A 21,115-nucleotide genomic window follows, 5' to 3' on the forward strand; every position below is an offset into this window, starting at 1 on the left:
AAATTAAATAATTTACTTATAAAATATGAACTGATAAAAACTAAACCCATATATTTATGTAACCAACATGAACAAAGCAAAATGAAAAATATATCTCTTTATGTTTCTTATCACAATAAATGTGATTTAATTAAAACACAGTATTATAAACCTATTCAAGTAGGTACAGAATATAACTCAGTTTTATTTCCTTCAGAGTTAAATGATGCAACTGGAGAGAATATTTCTATCAAAAATAAAAGTTTTTGTGAATTAACAGCACAATATTGGGTATGGAAAAATGATTTAACCAGTGATTTTATTGGATTTTGTCATTATAGACGCCATTTTATTTTCAATCCACAAAACAAAACACAAAGCGATATATATGGTGTCATTCCATTTGAAAAAATGAATGACGATTATCTAAAAGAAATTGGTTACTCTGATATCGCACTTGAAAAATTTCTTAAAAATGTAGACGTTGTCATTCCAGAAAAATGGGACGTACGTAATTTATATGCAAAAAACAATCTTGATCAATATAAACAAGGTCAAAACCTAGATATAAATGATTACTACACGTGCCTTGCAATTCTAAACGAAAAATATCCTGAATATAATGAAACTGTTAGCAGTTATAATAGATCTGTATATGGTTACTATACGAATATGTTTATTATGAAGCGGAATATTTTTCAGCATTATAGCCAATGGTTATTCGATATTTTATTTGAGCTAGAGAAAAGAATTGATTTAAGCAAAAGAGATTTACAAGAATACAGAGTGTTTGGATATATTTCTGAATGGTTATTTGGAATATATGTTACCCATTTGATGCAAAACAAAAAGCTAAATATCGTTGAATGTCGCCGTACATTTGTCCATAATACTCATACAGGGGCATATTCTTTGTCATCACAAGAACCTAATTTAATCATAAATCATGATAAAGATTTGTTAAAAAAAATTGATAAAGAATACAAAAAAATCATCCCTATTGTAACAACTTTTAACGAGAATTATGCTTTAACAGGTACAGCTTTAATACAATCTATTATTGAAAATAGTGACCCTACTTGTTTTTATGACATTTATATACTTGAAGGTGCTTTAACAGACACAACCAAGTTTAATTTTCAATTTATGTTTAGAAATCTAAAGAATTTTAAACTGAACATTGTAAACTTAGATCGTTATTTTGACGGTAAAGAATTATATCTACATGCACATTTTTCTAAAGAAATATGCTATAGAATACTAATCCCCACCATTTTACCTCAGTATAACAAAGTGATTTATTTAGACGCTGATATGGTCGTAAATAGAGATATTCAACATCTCTTTGATATTGATATAGGGCAAAAATCTATTGCTGCTGTCAAAGATTATGTCATGAAGGGTTTTATCAAATATAAAACTATGTGCAGAGATACCTGTGGTTCTTTAACCGCAGAGGAATATTTGAAACAATATCTTGGAATGAAAAATCCTGCTGACTATGTTCAGTCAGGCACATTAATCTTGAATACCGAGAAAATTAGAAAAACTGGTATAGATCAGTTAATTTTACAAGACCTAAGTAAAACAAGTTATTGGTTTCCTGACCAAGATCTTATCAATAAACATTTAGAAGGTGATGTATATTTTCTTGATACCAACTGGAATGTTTTACATGGCAATGGAAATTTGGATACATTCTTTAAAAAATTACCTTTAGAAGTGATGGAAAATTATTTTAAGGCTCGTAAAGATCCATGGATTATCCATTTTGCTGGTGAGCAAAAACCATGGATCAATCCTTCTACTGAATTTGCTGCAATATTTTATTATTATCTGCGCAACACTCCTTGGAGAAATTACAGAGCAAATGGAACGAATTCCTCAACTATCCCACAAAACATAGAACGCGAAATAGACCAAATTTACGTCAATCAAGCGATAACGATCAGACAAATTCTTAAACCTTTTGTAAACAGATTCCTTCCTGTTGGAACTAAGCGCAGAAATGTGATGTATAAATTATATTTGATGGCAAGCAAAAGGTTATAACTAAATATGATGAGATAAGGTTTATATTTAATATAAACTTTATCTTAACTTTATATTAAAAAAGACCGTATATGAATTTTTATAAAAAAATGAAGCTTTAATTATGGGGCTTATTTTATGTATTCTATCTCTCCATGCTGCTCTTTGTGCTGTTAAACGTAAAATAGAAATTTGATATGGGTTTTCTTAACCTTTCTTTTCTTACCCTTTTTCTTTGTTATAGAATATTTACCTGAACAATTTGAAAAACAGTCAAAATGATAGCCTGCAAAGCATGTACCAAAGAAAATTCACCAGCCACTAAACTAGACATCCTAATTCTTTGTATAAACAAACCAAAATTTCAATTTATGAATGATTTATCGGCGGGTTAATTACCTGTATCAATGGTTCAAGGTTTCCCAAGTTGTGATGATTCATTTAGTAAAAATTTAACACAAGAAACTCTGAAACAAATACATCTTCTGAAGAGCGAAAATATACTGCCTCTGCTAAATTAGGTAGTGACACAGAACATTCAATTGCATACAAACTTTTTAAATAGAAAACGATAAGATTTATTTATAAGTTCAGTTGGTAGATTAACGCTGCCTTTAATAAAATAACGACAGAATTTTAAATCATAAATAGTTTATTTTAAAATATTCTTATATTTATGATATATGAAGTATTAACTTAATAATATAAACAAGGCTTTATCTATGAGTGTCACAAGACGTGATTTTTTGAATGGTGTAGCAATTAGTATTGTTGCGGGAATGGCTCCTTCTCAGATATTAAAGGCATCCGAAAGAACTGTAACGCAAACCTTTGATTATCCCCCTATTTTAACTGGACTTCGGGGAAATCATCCCGGCTCTTTCGAAGGAGCCCATGCTTTGGCGCGTGAAGGTAAAAAGTTTGATCCCAAGAGCTTACCCATCCAAGAAAATTACGACCTTGTTATCGTTGGTGCTGGGCTTAGTGGTTTAGGGGCGGCTTATTTCTGGCAACAACTTAATGGCAAAAATAGCAAAGTTCTCTTAATTGATAATCATGATGATTTTGGCGGCCATGCCAAACGCAATGAATTCCATACTGGCGATCGCATGATATTGGGTTATGGTGGCAGTGAATCTTTTCAATCTCCTTATCATAATTTCAGCCCCGTCGTTATGGGATTAATCAAAGATTTAAATATTAATATTGAAAAAATGGGAAAAGATTTTGATAAAACTTTTTATCCAGATCTTAATCTAAGTCGTGGTGTTTATTTCGATAAGAAGAATTTCGGTGTTGATAAAATTGTCAGTGGTGATCCTGGCCGTGCTGTTTCTGATGATATTCCACCAGATCGTTTAAATGGGCGTAATATTGTTGATTTTATCAATGATTTTCCTTTAAGTGAAGAAGACCGTAAAGCGCTTATTGCGCTGCATACGGAAAATAATGATTATATGTCAGGAATGAGTACAGACGAGAAAACTGCCTGGCTTGATAAACACAGCTATTCACAGTTTTTAAAAGACAAAGTTAAACTAAACGATAGTGCTATTCGATATTTCCAACAAAGAACAAATGATTTCCAAGCTGTTGGTATTGATGCTGTATCTTGCAGTGATGCTCGAGTTTGTGCCTTACCAGGTTTTGATGGTCTTAATTTGCCCCCACTTGATGAAGAATCTCTTGCTGATTTAGAAGACCCCTATATCTATCACTTTCCTGATGGAAATGCTGGATTAGCACGCTCTATTGTTCGCCGTTTAATTCCTAATATAGCTCCTGGCGATACAATGGAAAGTATCGTTACTGCACAATTTGATTATAGCCAACTTGATAAACCTGAAAATCCCGTAAGGCTAAGATTAAGCAGTACAGGTGTTCACGCTGCCAACGTTGATGATGGTGTAGAAGTCACTTATTTAAAAGATGGCAAGTTGCACAAAGTCAAAGGGGGTCATGTTGTTATGGCTGGATATAATATGATGATCCCTTATATTGTTCCAGAAATCCCACAAGCTCAAAAAGAAGCTTTAAAGCAAAACGTTAAGGCACCTTTAGTTTATACCAAAGTCATCGTTAATAATTGGGAACCTTTTATAAAAAAAGGTGTGCATGAGATTTATGCTGTTGCTGCCCCTTATAGCCGTGTAAAATTAGATTATCCTGTAGATATGGGTGATTATAAACATCCCCGTGACCCTAAGACACCGATTTGTTTACATATGGTTTATGTACCAACTTTCCCTGGCAGTGGCCTCAGTATTCGTGAACAATCTCGCAAAGGGCGTGCATTCTTACTTGGTACACCATTTGATACACATGAACGTATGATTCGGGATCAATTACAAGGCATGTTCGGGGACGCAGGTTTCGATCATGAAAAAGATATCCAAGCAATTACAGTTAATCGTTGGGCACATGGTTATTCCTATACATATAGCGGGTTATCCGAAGCCGATGAAGACAGCGCACAAAAAATCATAGACATTGCACGGAAACCCGTTGGGCGTATTACCATTGCAAACTCTGATTCTGATTGGGCACCCTATGCACATGCTGCCATAGATCAAGGACATCGTGCGATCACCGAAATACAAAAGATGAAAGGGTAATCATGAAACGCTTATCATTTTTATTTTTGATGGCATTACCCAGTATTGCACATGCAAATCCAACGATGTCTCAAGGGGAATATATTTTCCGTGCCAGTGATTGTGCTGCGTGTCATACAGCTCCCAATGGGAAAGAGCTTGCTGGAGGCGTTCGTTTTCCAACACCTTTGGGATATATTTATTCAACGAATATCACCCCTGATAAGAAATATGGTATTGGAGATTGGAGTTATAACGATTTTGTTCGTGCAGTGCGTAAAGGTGTATCAAAAGATGGTCGCCATCTATACCCCGCCATGCCTTTTCCTTCTTATGTCAAATTAAGCGACGAGGATATGCGCGCTTTGTATGACTATTTAATGCAAGATGTCAAACCTCAAGAAGTTACCAATCGCCCATCAGATATTTCTTGGCCTTTGTCCATACGCTGGCCAATTGGTGCTTGGAATAGAATGTATACTGAAACCAAGCGTTTTCAACCACGCCAAGATAAGAGTGAACAATGGAACAGAGGCGCTTATCTTGTCCAAGGGCCTGGGCATTGTGGAACTTGTCACACACCTCGTGGTTTTGGAATGCAAGAAAAAAGCTTTGACGAACAAAAGGGCAGCTATCTAAGTGGTGCGCAGCTTGCTGGTTGGTATGCCCCCTCTATTCGTAACACGGGGTTTTCAAAAGAAGAAACCATTGATTTGTTAAAAAAAGGCCGCAGCAAGAACAAAGCTATTGCTGGCCCTATGGATGAAGTCGTAAGCGAAAGCACTCAATATTTATCAGACAAAGATCTTGATGCAATTGCAACCTATCTTGCTGATATGGATGATCACAAAAGCTCGGCTACTTCTGGGGCAAAAAAAACCATTAGTATTCTTCAAACTGAATATAATAATGGTGAGTTTATGTATAAACGATATTGTTCTACATGCCATGGAACAGATGGTAAAGGAAACGATCATGTCATTCCACCACTTCAAGGCAATTTAACCGTTAACAGTGAAGATCCATTAACATTAATTCGCATTGTCTTAGAAGGTGGGGAAACCCCTGTCACTCATAATAACCTTCCTTATAAAATGCCAGGTTATCAATGGGTATTAACGGATAAAGATACTGCTGATGTGCTAAATTATATTCGCACTAACTGGGGCAATCATGCCGAATTGATTACACCAGAAGAAATAAAATCTACAAAAGAAACCATTAAAAAGAACTAGTTCAATAAACAACAGTGGGAATAAACACCACTGTTGTTTATTAATTAATTACATTTATAAAATATTTTTATTTCATATTCTGAGAAAGCTCAGTTCTTTTGAGCCAATAATGTCGCAAACCTTAGCTTAATTCGATTTCCATTTTGATCGGTTTTATGTAATAGCCCTGTATCTTCGTTATATTTTTTAATCGTCCATCCATCATAATATGAAGCTAATTCTTTTAGTTTAAAAAGGAATGTAAAAAAATCCAAGGTGCAAGGATAATCATCGGTATCCATTGCAGACACAATTAAATTATAGCCCCCTACTTTAGTCGCATTTTGCATATTTTTAATTATATTTGGAATAGAAGACGGCTGTAAAAACATTAAAACAACGGTTGATAAGATAAGGTCATATTGCCCAGAAAAATCCATACCATTAAAATCAACAATTTTAGTAGTAATGGTGTTAATAGATTCATTAACACAAATCATATCAAGTTTTTGTATAGAATCAGGATTATGATCCCAAGCATCAACCGTAAAACCTTGCTGTGCCAAATAGAGACTATTTCTGCCTCCTCCACATCCTAAATCAAGTGCTTTTCCCACTTTTAACTGAGGCATTGCCTCAACAATTTCAGAATGAGGATGCATTAAATTATATTTATTTGAAAAATAGTCTTTAGATAAATCCATTTGATTTCTCCCTTTCTTAATAATGCATTTATAATATAGCTTTATAAAAAACATTATAACAATAAAAATTACTTTTATTTTTTAAAGAATAATTTGAGATTACATGCAGCAAGATACCTAATCATAAAAAGAAAAAACTTTATAGATTTTAAAACAATTTAAGATTACAAAGAGGATCTCTCTTGATTATAAGATTAAAGATATTTTGATGAAAAAAACAAACCTTTTTCTATTATGCGTTATTTTTTGGATGACCGCGGCGGCAGGTTTTTCTGGTTTTATGGGAAAATGGAGCTTTCGTGATACAGAAGATCGTTTCGGCATAGTCGAAATGCTGGATGGGACTGCGACCAAGCCTTTTGTGTATAGGCAATTAGGACCTATCATTGCGGATGGTTTTGTCCAGATTACGCCATCCAAGCTCAAAGAAACTATTGCAAAAAAAATAAAGCCTGAAAAGACGTTTTCTAAAGTATCAACACAGCTCAATATCGATCACAAGTTTAAATATAATATTATCTATTATCTTTGCTTTTTATCGCTTTTCTTCAGCCTTTTTATATTAAGAAAAATATTACTTTACTTTAATTGCAGCCCAACGGCCTCTATTTTCGCCCCTGTCCTATTGATCCTTGCCTTTCCCTATATTCAAACATATGGGGGCTATTTTTATGATAGTATTGAAATCTTTTTTATGTCTGCGGCCTTTTTATGCGCACTGAGAAAAAGGTATATTCTTCTCTTTTGTTTAATTCTTCCTGCAACGCTCAATAAAGAAGTCTTTTTTTTCTTCTTACCGACTTTGTATCCATTAATTCGTAATCATTTAGATTTTAAGAAATCGATTGTGTTAACCTCTGCAATGGTTATTACAGCAGGGATTGTCAATATTATTGTAAAAAAGCTTTATGCAGCCAATCCTGGTGGTGTAGCGATTTTTCACTTGTTCGATAATTTAAAAAATTATATCAACCCTCTTACTTATATTAAATTCGAGACAACTTATGGCATTATTGGCCCTAAAAAAATGTCAATCATCTCTGTAATTATTATTCTTACAGTTTTTGTTAACGCATGGAAATATTGCTCCGATCTCTTGAAAAAACATATTTTTTTCGTTATTTGTATCAATTTACCGTTATTCTTACTGTTTTGTGCTACTGGAGAGTTACGTAATTTAAGTCTATTTTTCGTATCATTTACGGTAATGATGGGCTATCTCATTGATAAAAAAAACTGTAGTGCGTAATATTTTGTTTAGTGCAATATGAATATACAAACTTGCAAAGATTTCATTCGACTATTTATACGCTATTTTGCAGTAGGGTTAATTAACACCTCGGTGCATTGGGCTGTTTTTTATACATGCTTTTATGGTTTTCATAAATCTCAGACCATAGCAAACTTTATTGCTTTTTGTTGCTCTACCAGTTGTAATTTTTTCTTAAATGCAAAATGGACTTTTAATTCATCTGTAACCGTTACCAAATATATTTTGCTTTTTACCTTTCTGGGCAGTTTATCTCTCATTATGGGTTATATTGCTGATCGCCTTCACCTTCCCAGCTTAATTACTTTAATTGGTTTTTCAGGAACTTGTCTTGTCTGTGGTTTCTTATTTTCTAAATATGTTATATTCAAAGATACCAACACAACAACTGCTACTTAACAAAGTCCACTTATGAATAATGCTGCACCAAAAAAAAATAACCTTATTGGGTTAATAAAACTTATTCGGCCAAAACAATGGGTTAAAAATATTTTTCTATTTGCACCCTTGGTTTTTTCCAAAGAATTTTTGCATCTTCATTCTGTATATCATGTGATCTTTGCAGCATTTTTATTTTGTATTGCAGCCTCGGCGGTTTATATCGTTAATGATTTAAATGATATGGAACGCGACAGAGCCCATCCTGAAAAACGTAAAAAACGTCCTTTGGCGTCTGGTGAACTCACCGTTCAAAGTGCCATTATTTTACTGGGGTTTCTATACGCAGCCTTGATTGCTGCATGGTTCATCACACCACATGTTATTTACGTTATAGCTGTTTATATTATCCTTAACCTTCTCTATAGTTTTAAGCTTAAAAATGAACCTGTAATAGAGATCTTTATCGTTGCTTTTGGCTTCGTCTTACGGGTATATGCAGGTGCTGTTGCGTTAAATGTTCCTGTATCAAACTGGATGTTTGTAACTACACTTAGTCTTTCTTTGTATTTAGCATCAATTAAGCGTAGACAAGAGCTTATTCAAAATGGTTCACAAAGCAGAGGGGTTTTAAGTCATTACTCGGTAACATTGATTAATCGCTTTGCTGAAATGTCCGCAACAACGGCAATTATATTTTACAGCCTCTATGTTATGACGGTGCAGTCTAAATTAATTATAACTATTCCTTTTGTTATGTTTGGTTTATTTCGATACTGGTTTATTGTTGAAACCTTAAAAGGTGGGGAATCTCCAACTGATGTCGTCATTTATGACAAACAAATCTTGTTAACGGTTTTACTCTGGGCTGGATTTTGTATATGGGCATTAATTCCACAAGGATAGTTTGGAGAAAATAATGAGTTTTTATAGTTACTTAATTACCCCATTTTTGGCTTGGCTGTGTACTGGATCTTTGAAATTCTTAATTAACTCTATCAAAGCAAAACAACTGGCTTTTAAGCTTATTGGATATGGAGGAATGCCCAGTAATCACAGTGCTATTGTGACAAGTATGGCATCCCTTATCGCTTTTAAGCAAAGTATCAATAGCCCTGCTTTTGGTGTGGCTGTGACGCTGGCTTTTATTGTCATTATGGATGCCAATGGATTGCGCCGAACTGTAGGTAAACATGCCATTGCCATTAATCAGGTAAATCTTGATAAAACAGAAATGCCTCCGTTAAGAGAGCGTGTTGGCCATTCAAAAGGAGAAATCTTGGCAGGGATCTGTGTTGGGATCTGCGTTGGTTATATTGCTCATTTAATTTAAATTCGCAATCAATATAAATTATCAGATTTCATAATATAGATTCGTTGAGAAAAAAATATACAAAACCCCTTTATTTTTAAAATATTTACAAAGCATAATGCAGAAACGTTTTTCATAAATTATTTCTCCCCTCAAAAACAAAATTTAATTTGTTTAGAATGATTTATAAATCATTTTTTTTGTTTCAACCTTATTTTAATAACATTTTATGATGAAAATTATTTTTATATTCTGAATGTTACCGGCTGATCATAATTTGTTTATTTTGAAACACACCCATACAAATGCTAAGCTACTCAAGTTTAAATGACTATATCGTTAAAGGAATCCTAAATGAGCGTAACAAAATTAAAACATTTTATTAATGGAAAATTTGTTGAAGCTAAGTCTTCTGAGTATTTTGATCTTATCAGCCCAGTAACTGGCAAAGTGATTGCCCAGTCCCCTATTGCTACTCAAGAAGAAGTAGACGCAGCATACGCAGCTGCCAAAGAGGCATTTAAAGTGTGGGGCAGAACAACCCCGTCTGAACGTCAAAAAGCTTTGTTAAAATTGGCTGATGCAATTGAAGCAAACAGCGATGCACTCGTTGACGCACAAAGCCGTAACACAGGACAAATCAAATCCTTAATCGCATCTGAAGAAGTTGCGGTTTCTGCGGATCAAGTTCGTTTCTTTGCTGGTGCTGCACGTTGTTTAGAAGGCAAAGCAACAGGTGAGTATATGCACGGATTAACCTCCAGCATTCGCCGTGAACCTTTGGGTGTTGTTGGCCAAGTTGCGCCTTGGAACTATCCTTTAATGATGGCTATTTGGAAAATTATTCCTGCATTGGCTGCGGGTAACACGGTTGTACTAAAACCGAGTGATACAACACCAGAAAGCACTTTGTTGCTTGCTGAAATCGCAGCACCTTTCTTCCCAGAAGGCGCAATTAACGTTCTTCTTGGTAAAGCTGCAACTGGATCACAAATCGTTTCTCATAAAACAGCAGCACTCGTTTCTATTACAGGCTCTGTTCGTGCTGGGATGGCTGTTGCTGAATCCGCTGCAAAAAACCTCACCCGTGCACATTTAGAATTAGGTGGCAAAGCGCCAGTTGTTGTGTTTGCTGATGCTGATCTTGAAAAAGCTGCTGCTCATATCGCCATGACTGGGTTCTTTAACGCAGGTCAAGATTGTACTGCAGCGACCCGCGTATTGGTTGAAGAATCTGTTCATGATAAATTCCTTGCTCTTCTTGCGAAAGAAGCAAAAGCAACTAAGTTTGGTTCTCCAGATGACAGTGATGCGCTTTATGGTGCATTAAATAATGAAAATCAATTAAAACATGTTCAAGGCTTTATTGATCGTCTGCCTCCTCATGCAAAAATCCAAGCTGGTGGTAAAGCAGGCAATCGTGAAGGCTTCTATTTCGAAGCAACCGTTATTAGTCATCTGAAACAAGATGATGAAGTTGTTCAAAAAGAAATCTTTGGCCCAGTGATTACTGTTCAAAGCTTCAAGGACGAAGCAGACGGCGTATTCAAAGCAAATGACGTAGAATTTGGATTAGCATCCAGCGTTTGGACTAAAAATCATGCACGTGCAACACGCCTTTCACGTGATCTAGACTTTGGAACCGTATGGATTAACACCCATATTCCTTTAGTTGGTGAAATGCCTCATGGTGGTTTCAAACATTCTGGTTATGGTAAAGATTTATCTTCATATGGTTTAGAAGAATATACACGCGTTAAACACGTTATGGCCTCTAACGAAGACTAGGATTTTTTGAATGTCGAAAGAACAAAATAAAGCGTTAGTGCTCAAAGCACATAATATGCTCTTTTCTGATAAAGATATCAAAGCGCTAGAGCTTTATTTCTCGTCAGATTTTATCGAGCATTCCCCTTTGGTTGCTGATGGTATTCCTGGTTTGAAAGAACTCGTCGCAAGCTGTCCTGACATGGACTATAAAGTCAGCCGTGTATTGGGTGATGATAATGGTCTTGTTGCACTGCATGGGCGCTTTGTCGGGCTTGATGAAAACCCATTGGTTGGATTTGATATTTATCGTGTAGAAAATGGTAAAATCGTCGAACATTGGGATGGTCTGGTTGCTGAAGCAGAAAAAAATATCAGTGGTCGTAGCCAACTTGATGGTCCTAGCGAAGTTGATTCAAACGCAGATAGTGAAGCCAACCGTCAATTGGTTAAAAAATTCTTTACTGAAACCTTAATTGGTGGCGATTACAGCGGTTTTGAACGCTATAGTGATGGTAAAACATTCTATCAACACAGCCCTGATATTGGCGATGGTGTCCAACCTGTTATTGATTTCCTTGAACAACTGAAGGCAGATGGAACCGCGTTACATTACGATAAAATTCACCGCACTGTTGCCGATGGTCAATTTGTTCTGACCCATTCCGAAGGATCTATTGCTGGTGCACGTCATGCTTATTTTGAGCTTTGGCGCGTAGAAAATGGTAAAATCATTGAGCTATGGGATTCTATTCCAGCAGTCCCAAGCGATGAAGATGCTGTTCATAATTATGGTATTTTTTAATATAATCGACATTAAAAAAACGATTCATATAACGAGAAAAAAATGAAAAACTCTGACTTGATGAAACGCAAAGAAAAAGCAATGCCAAAAGGCTTTGCTATTGGTTTTCCATTCTTTGCAGACCGTGCAAAAAATGCTGAGATTTGGGATGTAGAAGGCAACCGCTATATCGATTTTATTGGTGGTATTGGCGTATTAAATACGGGTCATACGCATCCAAAAATTACAGCTGCTGTCAAAGCACAAATTGATAAATTCTCTCATACTGCTACTCAAGTAGTTGGATTTGAAAACATCATTACTCTAGCAGAAAAAGTCTGTGAAAAAGCCCCTATTTCTGGCGATAAAAAAGCTGTATTTTTCTCAACAGGTGCAGAAGCCGTTGAAAACGCCGTAAAAATTGCTCGTGCTGCAACAAAACGCTTTGGAGTGATTGCGTTTGATGCTGGATATCATGGTCGTACCATTTACACATTGGCAATGACGGGTAAAGTTGCCCCTTATAAGCAAGATTTCGGAGTAATGCCTGGTGGTATTTTCCGCATTCCTTTCCCTGTTAAAAGCTTTGGTGTTACAGAAGAAGCAGCATTAATTGCTTTGGAAAAACTCTTCAAAACGGATATTGCACCAACGGATGTTGCAGCAATTATTTTTGAACCAATCCAAGGTGAAGGTGGCTTCCACTTTATGCCTCCTGCTTTTGCAAAGAAACTTCGTGAAATTGCTGATAAACACGGCATTAAAATCATTTGTGACGAAGTTCAATCTGGATACGGACGTTCTGGCACATTCTTTGCCACCGAACAACTTGGTATTGAACCAGACCTTATGACAACAGCCAAAAGCCTTGCTGGTGGATATCCTTTGTCTGGTGTTATTGGTAAAGCAGATATTATGGACAGCGTTTCCCCAGGTGGATTGGGTGGAACCTATGCTGGTAGCCCGGTAGCTGTTGCTGCGGCTCTGGCAGTTCTTGAAGTCTTTGAAGAAGAAAACCTTTTGCAACGTAGTAATGATATCGGTAAGAAAGTTGCCGCATTCTTGGACGGATTGAAATCAAAAGGTGGTGTCTTTGCCCGTATTGGCGAAATTCGTCATCGTGGTGCGATGCTTGCATTTGATATTCTTGATGCTCAGGGTAAACCAGATGCAGATACAACAAAAAGCCTTGCTGGTCATGCCAGAGATAATGGTCTGATGTTGGCTACTTGTGGTCTATTTGCGAACTCTATTCGTGTATTAGTTCCTTTAACTGTAGAAGAAAATATCTTGGATGAAGCATTAGGAATCCTTGAAAAATCCTTGGCTGCTGTTTTGAAATAATCTTTCACATAAGATATTAGTTATTAAAAAAGGCATTGTATTTTACAATGCCTTTTTCTTTTAATGTAATATTTTATAAAACTAAGGAAATAGTTTGCGTGTAATTAGATAGGCGATAAGGTAAAAACATAAATAGACAAACGGTACACAAAAAATTACCCACTCTAAATGACCACCCATTAATATTCTCCTTTTGAATCATTAGGATCTGATTGCGTATCAAATAAAATTGCCCCAGCAACAGAGATTAAAACAATCATAACTGTTCCAACCATCCAGGCAAAATACCAAGGTCCTTGATCCCCTACAAACACAGCAACCAACAAAGCTACGATTAAAATCATGCCTAGCCCAGCAAAGCGTAATAAAATCTTTATCATTTTCATGTTGCTCCTTTAATAGCTGTGATGATCATTAACAATATCAGAGGTTTTGACTTTACCTCTCATGATATAAAAACACCATGATGTATAACAGATAATAAGAGGCACAAAAATACATGCTAAAATTGCCATGCAAGTCAATCCATAAGCACTGCCTGTACTATTCCAAATCGTTAAGCTTTGATTAGGAATGGTTGTTGAAGGCATAAAAAATGGGAACATCGCGCAAGCAACCGTACCAATCGTACCTGCCCATGAACCCATACCCAACCACCAAGCAAGATGGGGTTTATTTCTTCTTGCCACCGTGGATCCAACCAACATACAAATCATTCCAATCAAAGGAACCAACCATAAAATAGGATGAGCTACAAAATTATGTAACCAAGCCCCCACCTCTACAGAGACTTCTTGCCCATATAAAGGATTAGGCTGCATAGCAGGATTACCGCTTTTTAAAATAAAACCACTAATTTGCGTAATCCATACACCACCAATCGCAAATAAGAACGCAGCAACAACACCAGCAATACTGGCAAAACGTCTTGCTCGTTCATAAATAGGTGCTTCTGAACGCATCATCAACATAGCACTGCCTTGATAGACACTAAGCGATACAGACATCAATCCACATAAAATTGCAAAAGGATTAATCAAATAACTCCAAAATGATTCATCTTGGAAATACTGACCATTCCAGATGAAGTGATATCCAACTCCTTGTAAAATATTCCCAAAAGCTGCGCCATACACAAACATTGGTAAAAAGCCAGAAATTAAAAAGGCCCAATCCCAACTGGCACGCCAAACTTTCGATTCAACTTTTGATCTATACTCAAAAGCAACAGGGCGTAAAATCATACTGAACAACAGTAAAATCATCACGACATAAAATACAGAGAAAGAAGTTGCATATAAAGTTGGAAAGGCTGCAAAAATAGCCCCACCACCCAAAATAAACCACACCTGATTTCCATCCCAGTGCGGGCCAATAATATTTAATGCAGTACGACGTTCTGCATCATTCTTACCCACAAAACGCAATAATGTTCCAACCCCCATATCCATACCAACCATCAAACCTAATCCGATCAGCAAAATACATAGGAGGCCAGCCCAGATCAATTTTAAAATAACATAATATTCCATGGTCTTCCTCCTTAACTTTTTTGTTCAGCCGCAATAATACGACTGGGTTGATCATCATGACTGGTTTGAGGCCCTAGGCGTGCAAACTTGAACATCAAGTATAATTCTGCCGCGATAAAGATACTGTATAGTAATAAAAATCCGCATAACGAGAAAATCATATACCCAGTACTATGCGTAGAGGACGAAATAAAAGTTGGTAAGATCTCGAATACCGTCCAGGGTTGTCGACCAACCTCGGCTGTAATCCACCCGAATTCAGAAGCCACAAACGGTAAAGGAATAGACCACATCACTATTTTCAAAAAGAAAGGATATTTTTCCAACTGTCTTTTTAAGCTGAGATAAGATGCCATTGCAAAAACAATAAAGAAATACATGGCCAAGAACACCATAATTCTAAATGCCCAGAATGTAACAAACATATTAGGAAAAATATCAAGCTTAGTTTTCTCAACAACTTGAGGCAATTGCTCTGCAGTAATTTTATCAATATCTTGATCTGGAGCGTAACGAGTAGCTAAGAAACCATAACCCATGTCTTTTTCATGGTGTCTAAATTCTTCTAGATCACTTTGCAGGCGATGTTCTCCATAGCGTCTCAGTGCAGATACAGCCTTAATCCCATTTTCAATACGTGGGCCAGCCTGATCTTGCAGTTCATAAATGCCAGGAATAGGCTTGTCAAAAGTATGCGTTAACAAGGGAGTTAATACATAAGGAACACCAATTTCGAAATAATTCGTTTGTTTCTTATCATCAGGAATGGCAAAAAGTAACCAAGGCTCAGAAGGTGGTTTGCTGGTATGCCATAATCCTTCCATTGCAGCAACTTTGGTAGGTTGATGCATATAATCCAAACGCCCCAACACATCACCCAAAGTAATAACAGCAATTGTTGACATTATTCCAAACAAAGCCGCTATGCGAAAGGAATGTGCAGCAAAACTGCGATGTTGGCGTCTTAATAAGTAAAAAGCACTGATTCCCATGACAAACATAGAGGCTGTAACAAAACCAGCAACAGAAGTATGCACAAATTTTGCTTGTGCATCTGGGTTGAAAATAAGTGCAACAAAACTATCGAAAGTCATCCTCATAGTTTCAGGATCAAAATAACCACCATGAGGCATATTCATACTGGCGTTCGCAACTAAAATCCATAAAGCAGACAGGTTAGATCCCAATGCCACCAAGTAAGTTACCGCCAAGTGAGCACCTTTGCTAAGACGATCCCATCCAAAGAACATCAAACCCACAAAGGTTGATTCCATAAAGAATGCCATTAACCCTTCAATCGCCAAAGGGGTTCCAAACATGTCTCCAAAGAACCTTGAATACATGGACCAATTCGTTCCGAATTCAAATTCCATGGTCAGCCCTGTCGCAACGCCCAAGGCAAAGTTAATACCAAATAATTTTCCCCAAAACTGTGTCATATCTTTATAGATTTGTTTACCTGTTACGACGTAAACTGTTTCCATAGCAGCCAAGATAAATACCATTCCCAATGTCAAAGGAACGAACATAAAATGATATAAAGCAGTTAAAGCGAATTGAAATCGAGAGAGTTCAACAACCCAAGGCGATACGATATCCATTCTATACAACTTTCAGATTTTTACAGAAATTCATAGGTATATATAATGCTTTTATAATAAATAAAAAGCATTTCAATAATAAAAAAAACTATAATTTTAATAATTTATTAATAAATCTTTTTATATCTGAAATAAATTATATAAAATATATACTATATATCAGAGTGGAATTTTCCATCTTGTAATAAAACAACCCTATTAAATAACGGTAATATTTCTTTTTTATGGGTTATTATCATAATTGTTTTGCTAGTATACTTATTTACTAATGCTTGTATTAACTCATACTCTGTTTTTTGGTCCAAGCCATCTGTGGGTTCATCTAAAATTAACCAAGGCGTATTACGCAACAATCCTTGGGCAACAGCCAATCTTCTGGCTTGTCCACCTGATAATCTAAGTCCTTCATTTCCTATAAAAGTATCGAGACCTAGAGATAAATTATGAACAAAATCTTCTAGCTGAACCACTTTTAAAGCTTCAGATATTTCTTCATCCTTAACATTTGGGTTAATTAATTTTAAATTTTCTTTGATTGTCCCTGAAAACAAGTGAAAATCTTGAGATATAACAGTTATAAACGTAGATAAGGTTGTGCTGCTTATTTTGTTAACATCTTTTCCACCAAAATAAATGCTTCCTGATTGCAAATTATAAAAAGAAAATAACATATTTATCACAGTACTCTTACCAATACCCGATGCTCCGATAAGAGCTACATGCTCCCCTTGCTTGATAGTCAAAGAGGCTTGGTCTAAAATAATTTGTGGTTGCGATGGATAACTAAAACTCACTTCATCTATCACCAAATCATATGACGGCTTGGGAAGTAATGATTTTTTAATATGTTCCTGAGGGTAATCACAACAAGCTTGTAATTGCTTTTGCGCAATATCTGCTTTGATCTTAGCATGACATGCTGCTGGTAACGGTAAAACCACATCAAAAGCTGCCATAATACCTAACACAAGCATTGGAATTTCAGCTGCTGTTAGTGCATTATATTGATATACTTGAACAGAATATATTAATACAAACAGCACCGCCACCATCATAATCATAGTAATGAGGCTACGTGCAGCACTTTCAATAAAATCAAGTTTTAATTTACTATAATCTAAATCAAGTTGATCTTGTTTGATTTTATGCATTGAAACCTCGGCAACATTCAGCGTTAATAATTCACCAAGATTCTGCAACGTCTCGGCTAAATTCGCCTGCATAACGCTTTTAGTTTGACGCATTTTTTCAAGAATATAATAAGAAAGATAATAGGTAATGACTGGTACTACAATGCCAGCTAATATCAAGGCAATCAGTAAAATTATTCCTGCAATAGGTAAAAAATAAAAAACCAAACCAATAAAGATAATTGCACAACAAAATGCACGACCAAAAGGGACGGCTGCATCTGTGTAATAAGCTGACGCACTTTCGGTATCCGACACAAATTGACCCAGAATATCCCCACCTCTTTTATCCATTAATCCAGAGGGCGTTTGAGGGATAAGAAAAGCATAAACAGCAGTTCTTAAAGCACTGGTTAGTCTAAATGCGCCATCATGAGTAATAATGCGCTCTAAATATCTTGATAAAATACGCGCCATTGCAAAGAAGCGTACTCCTGCTGCAGGCAACATAATATTAAAAGCTTGTGCTGCAGCAACCCCTGCCAAACCAGCAACAGCCGCACTGGTAATCAACCACCCTGATAAAAACAAAAGGCCAAAATTACTGAGTGCGGCAAGACAGGATAAAAATAATCCCAAAGTCAAGTGCCATTTAATGGGTTTGATAAAAGTAATCAATTTGAATTTTTCAGGAACTATAAATTTATTGTTCATTTTATACTTCCCCTTTGGCGGATTGGTTGACCAATCTGCCCTGATCAATTTCCAATAACACATCATTCTGCGCCGCTAGTTCCTTATTATGCGTCGCAACAATTACAACACGATCTTGTTTACATGTTCTGATTGTCTCAATAATTTGCAACGCATTTTCTTGATCTAAACCAGAAGTTGGTTCATCCAAAATTAAAACATCTGGATTTCTTAACAAAGCCCGTGCCAAAACAAAACGACGCAACTGTCCACCGGAAAATTGTTTTCCACCCTCCCCTACATGCGTATCAAACCCTTGAGGAAGTTGCTCTATAAAAGATAAAATACCTGCTTGTTGTGCAGCTATCTTAATTTGATCCAAACTTGCCTGCTCATAACCAAGACATAAATTATCTTTTATAGTGCCAAAAACCATCAAAGCTTTTTGTGGCACCCAGGCAAGCCGCATTTCTTCTGGTTTGATTTCTTGATGGCTTGTATTAAACACCTCCAATGTGCCACAAGAAACAGGTAAAAATCCCAATAATACATTAAGTAAAGTAGTTTTTCCTGCGCCACTTTTTCCTATAATAATAGTCAGTTGATCACGAAGAAAAGAACACGTGATTTGTTGCAATAAAGCCTGTCCTTCGACACTCTGGACGCTTATATCTTGCAACTTAACTTCTTGTACTAAATTGGTATTTTCAACATAAGCAGGTCGTGAAATTAATTTAGGTAACTCATATATTTTTTTAAGTTGCTCAATCGCTGCATTAGCATTTTGTCTGGCATGATAGCTGGCCGAAAAATTACGTAAAGGCATAAAATATTCAGGTGCAAGTAGCAAAACCAAGAATGCAGAACGAAAATCCACTGTGCCCGCCAGTAATCGAGTGCCAAAAATAACCGCAATAACGGCGATCGATAAGCTAGAAAAAAACTCAAGCACTGCAGAGGTAATAAAAGCAACCTTCATCACCGATAATGTCGTTTTACGATATTCATCAGAAAGCTTTTCGATATAAGCAAGACTATCCTGAGCTCTGCCAAATAAACGTAACGTTTTTAGCCCTTTGAGCATATCCAAAAAGCTGCCACTTAATATAGATAATTGGTGCCATTGCTTATCCATAATAACTTGAGCTGCATACCCCACAAACGCCATAAAAACGGGAATTAAAGGGCCAGTAATAGCCAGCACAATAAAACTCCAAATATCAACGCCAACAACAACTGCTAAAATAAAAATGGGTAAAATGACCATCATTGCTGCACTGGGGATATAACGTGCAAAATAAGGGATAAGATTATCAATCCCTTCGGTTAATGTATTTACCATTTCACCAATAGGCAGATTTTTATATGAAATTGGACCTGTTAATTGTAGTCGTGCATAGAGATCTTTACGAAGGGATGCTGCAATCTGAATCCCTGCTTTGGTGCCCGCAAGATCCGATGCAAGTCGAGCAATAGTTTGCAGCAAAAAGAATATAATAACTAGGAAAAAATTAATTTTTTGGCTATCTAGGCTTGCATGATGAAAGATTAAGTTATCAATCATATGAGCCAAAGTAATAAATTGTAACACTATACATACGGCTGATACCCCCCCTAGTATAACAGAAAGAGCAAACCAGATAGAAGAGCGTTTAAGAAGGTCTTGCAGGCTTAATCCTGATTTTTGTATATCTTGCATAAAACTATAATATAACCTGTTAATTAAGCCTGAAATATTAACTATCGTTATCTTATAATTGTTACCTTTTATTAAATTATCAATCCATTAAACAAATTAAACCAATATATTTCTTACACAAAAAAAAATTAATCCGTTTTCTGTGATTTAATCATTTCATTACAATATTGTATATTAATTGACTAAATTGTAATATTTTCTAAGTGAATTTAATTGGTTCTATATCAAGAAAAAACTAATTCATACAATTTCCGCCATCAACATTTAGCGTCTGACCCGTAATATAATCTGAATCTGAAGAAGCTAAAAACAGAGCCGTTCCAAGAAAGTCAGCAGCCACGCCCATTCTTCCCAAAGGTACAGCCTTGGCAACCTGACGTTTTTTCTCTCCTATTTCAAGATTTTCATATTTTGCAAATAATGCATCAACTTGATCCCACATTGGCGTATCAATAACACCAGGGGCAAGCGCATTTACATTAATTTTATATTCCGCCAGAGCCAAAGCCGCCGATTGTGTATAGCTGATAATAGCAGCTTTGGTTGCACAATAATGCGCAGACAAGGCTTCACCACGACGGCCTGCTTGCGAGGAAATATTAATGATTTTTCCGCCCTTTCCTTGCTTTACCATTTGTCTGGCAACGGCTTGCATCATCATAAAAGAGCCTTGAACATTCACCGCAAATAAACGCTTAAAATCATCCATAGAATCTTCTAAAAACGGGCGCATCCCATAGATACCTGCACCGTTAAATAAGATATTAATCTCACCAAATTCTTTGATTGCCGTTGTAGCAATATTTGCAATGTCTTCTTCTTTGCTGATATCCGCAATTACTGTTACAATTTTATTTTTATACTGCTCTTTTAAAGGTGTGAATTTTTCTTCTACAATTTTTAAATCTACCAGAACGCAATTAGCACCTTCTTCTAGATATTTCTTGGCAATTGCTTCGCTGATCCCACTGCCTGCACCTGTAATGATTGCTGTTTTACTTTTTAATCTCATTATAAATCTCCTCAACACTTCAATATGTTATAAGAAATCATAACAGGTATTTATAAGACTCTTGTTCACAT

At 36.0% G+C, this 21,115-nt stretch carries 17 protein-coding genes; 10 read left to right on the forward strand and 7 right to left on the reverse strand.

Going from position 1 to position 21,115, the window contains the following annotated elements:
* Window positions 1–81: 81 nt before the first annotated feature.
* The 3 genes from QMN76_RS08770 (at window position 82) to QMN76_RS08780 (ending at window position 5,839) form a co-directional block, all read left to right on the forward strand.
* On the forward strand, window positions 82–2,031 hold the full coding sequence (locus tag QMN76_RS08770; protein ID WP_034338471.1) for a DUF4422 domain-containing protein: 1,950 nt from the start codon (window positions 82–84) through the stop codon (window positions 2,029–2,031).
* 701 nt (window positions 2,032–2,732) lie between these two features.
* Window positions 2,733–4,625, forward strand: a complete 1,893-nt coding sequence (locus QMN76_RS08775) for an NAD(P)-binding protein (protein ID WP_034338474.1) — start codon at window positions 2,733–2,735, stop codon at window positions 4,623–4,625.
* A gap of 2 nt (window positions 4,626–4,627) precedes the next feature.
* Complete coding sequence (locus QMN76_RS08780) at window positions 4,628–5,839, forward strand: c-type cytochrome (protein ID WP_282023559.1); 1,212 nt, start codon at window positions 4,628–4,630, stop codon at window positions 5,837–5,839.
* 89 nt (window positions 5,840–5,928) lie between these two features.
* On the opposite strand, the gene tehB is transcribed toward QMN76_RS08780, so the two are convergent.
* Window positions 5,929–6,522 carry a tellurite resistance methyltransferase TehB gene (gene tehB, locus QMN76_RS08785; protein WP_282023560.1) on the reverse strand — a complete coding sequence of 198 codons (594 nt, stop codon included), beginning with the start codon at window positions 6,520–6,522 and terminating at the stop codon, window positions 5,929–5,931.
* A gap of 208 nt (window positions 6,523–6,730) precedes the next feature.
* On the opposite strand from tehB, the gene QMN76_RS08790 reads away from it, so the two are divergent.
* From QMN76_RS08790 to QMN76_RS08820, 7 genes are all read left to right on the forward strand, one after another.
* Window positions 6,731–7,771 carry a hypothetical protein gene (locus QMN76_RS08790; protein WP_282023561.1) on the forward strand — a complete coding sequence of 347 codons (1,041 nt, stop codon included), beginning with the start codon at window positions 6,731–6,733 and terminating at the stop codon, window positions 7,769–7,771.
* An 18-nt stretch (window positions 7,772–7,789) separates the two neighbouring features.
* Window positions 7,790–8,191, forward strand: coding sequence for a GtrA family protein (locus tag QMN76_RS08795; RefSeq protein WP_282023562.1), 402 nt, complete (start codon window positions 7,790–7,792; stop codon window positions 8,189–8,191).
* 12 nt (window positions 8,192–8,203) lie between these two features.
* The gene (locus tag QMN76_RS08800; RefSeq protein WP_034338488.1) at window positions 8,204–9,076 is read left to right on the forward strand and encodes a decaprenyl-phosphate phosphoribosyltransferase; all 873 of its coding nucleotides are present in this window, start codon (window positions 8,204–8,206) and stop codon (window positions 9,074–9,076) included.
* A 13-nt stretch (window positions 9,077–9,089) separates the two neighbouring features.
* Window positions 9,090–9,503 (forward strand): divergent PAP2 family protein, encoded by a 414-nt coding sequence (locus QMN76_RS08805; RefSeq protein WP_282023563.1) that lies wholly within the window; start codon window positions 9,090–9,092, stop codon window positions 9,501–9,503.
* 333 nt (window positions 9,504–9,836) lie between these two features.
* Window positions 9,837–11,270, forward strand: a complete 1,434-nt coding sequence (locus tag QMN76_RS08810) for a gamma-aminobutyraldehyde dehydrogenase (RefSeq protein WP_034338494.1) — start codon at window positions 9,837–9,839, stop codon at window positions 11,268–11,270.
* A 10-nt stretch (window positions 11,271–11,280) separates the two neighbouring features.
* Entirely contained in the window at window positions 11,281–12,054 is a 774-nt protein-coding gene (locus QMN76_RS08815) for a nuclear transport factor 2 family protein (protein WP_034338497.1), read from the forward strand.
* A 42-nt stretch (window positions 12,055–12,096) separates the two neighbouring features.
* A complete protein-coding gene (locus QMN76_RS08820; RefSeq protein ID WP_282023564.1) occupies window positions 12,097–13,377 on the forward strand; it encodes an aspartate aminotransferase family protein in 1,281 nt (426 codons plus the stop codon).
* A 179-nt stretch (window positions 13,378–13,556) separates the two neighbouring features.
* Here QMN76_RS08820 and QMN76_RS08825 read toward each other — a convergent pair whose 3' ends face one another.
* The 6 genes from QMN76_RS08825 to QMN76_RS08850 all read right to left on the reverse strand — a co-directional run bounded on the left by QMN76_RS08825 (window position 13,557) and on the right by QMN76_RS08850 (window position 21,044).
* Entirely contained in the window at window positions 13,557–13,757 is a 201-nt protein-coding gene (locus QMN76_RS08825) for a hypothetical protein (protein ID WP_034339220.1), read from the reverse strand.
* 15 nt (window positions 13,758–13,772) lie between these two features.
* Entirely contained in the window at window positions 13,773–14,909 is a 1,137-nt protein-coding gene (gene cydB, locus QMN76_RS08830; protein WP_034338503.1) for a cytochrome d ubiquinol oxidase subunit II, read from the reverse strand.
* Window positions 14,910–14,920: 11 nt separating this feature from the next.
* The gene (locus tag QMN76_RS08835; RefSeq protein ID WP_282023565.1) at window positions 14,921–16,510 is read right to left on the reverse strand and encodes a cytochrome ubiquinol oxidase subunit I; all 1,590 of its coding nucleotides are present in this window, start codon (window positions 16,508–16,510) and stop codon (window positions 14,921–14,923) included.
* 152 nt (window positions 16,511–16,662) lie between these two features.
* Window positions 16,663–18,354 (reverse strand): thiol reductant ABC exporter subunit CydC, encoded by a 1,692-nt coding sequence (gene cydC / locus QMN76_RS08840; RefSeq protein ID WP_282023566.1) that lies wholly within the window; start codon window positions 18,352–18,354, stop codon window positions 16,663–16,665.
* A 1-nt stretch (window position 18,355) separates the two neighbouring features.
* Window positions 18,356–20,032, reverse strand: coding sequence for a thiol reductant ABC exporter subunit CydD (gene cydD / locus QMN76_RS08845; protein ID WP_282023567.1), 1,677 nt, complete (start codon window positions 20,030–20,032; stop codon window positions 18,356–18,358).
* Between the two features lie 235 nt (window positions 20,033–20,267).
* Window positions 20,268–21,044, reverse strand: a complete 777-nt coding sequence (locus QMN76_RS08850) for an L-iditol 2-dehydrogenase (protein ID WP_282023568.1) — start codon at window positions 21,042–21,044, stop codon at window positions 20,268–20,270.
* Between the last annotated feature and the right edge of the window lie 71 nt (window positions 21,045–21,115).

The sequence above is a fragment of the Commensalibacter papalotli (ex Botero et al. 2024) genome, from assembly GCF_947179115.1.
Classification (GTDB): domain Bacteria; phylum Pseudomonadota; class Alphaproteobacteria; order Acetobacterales; family Acetobacteraceae; genus Commensalibacter; species Commensalibacter papalotli.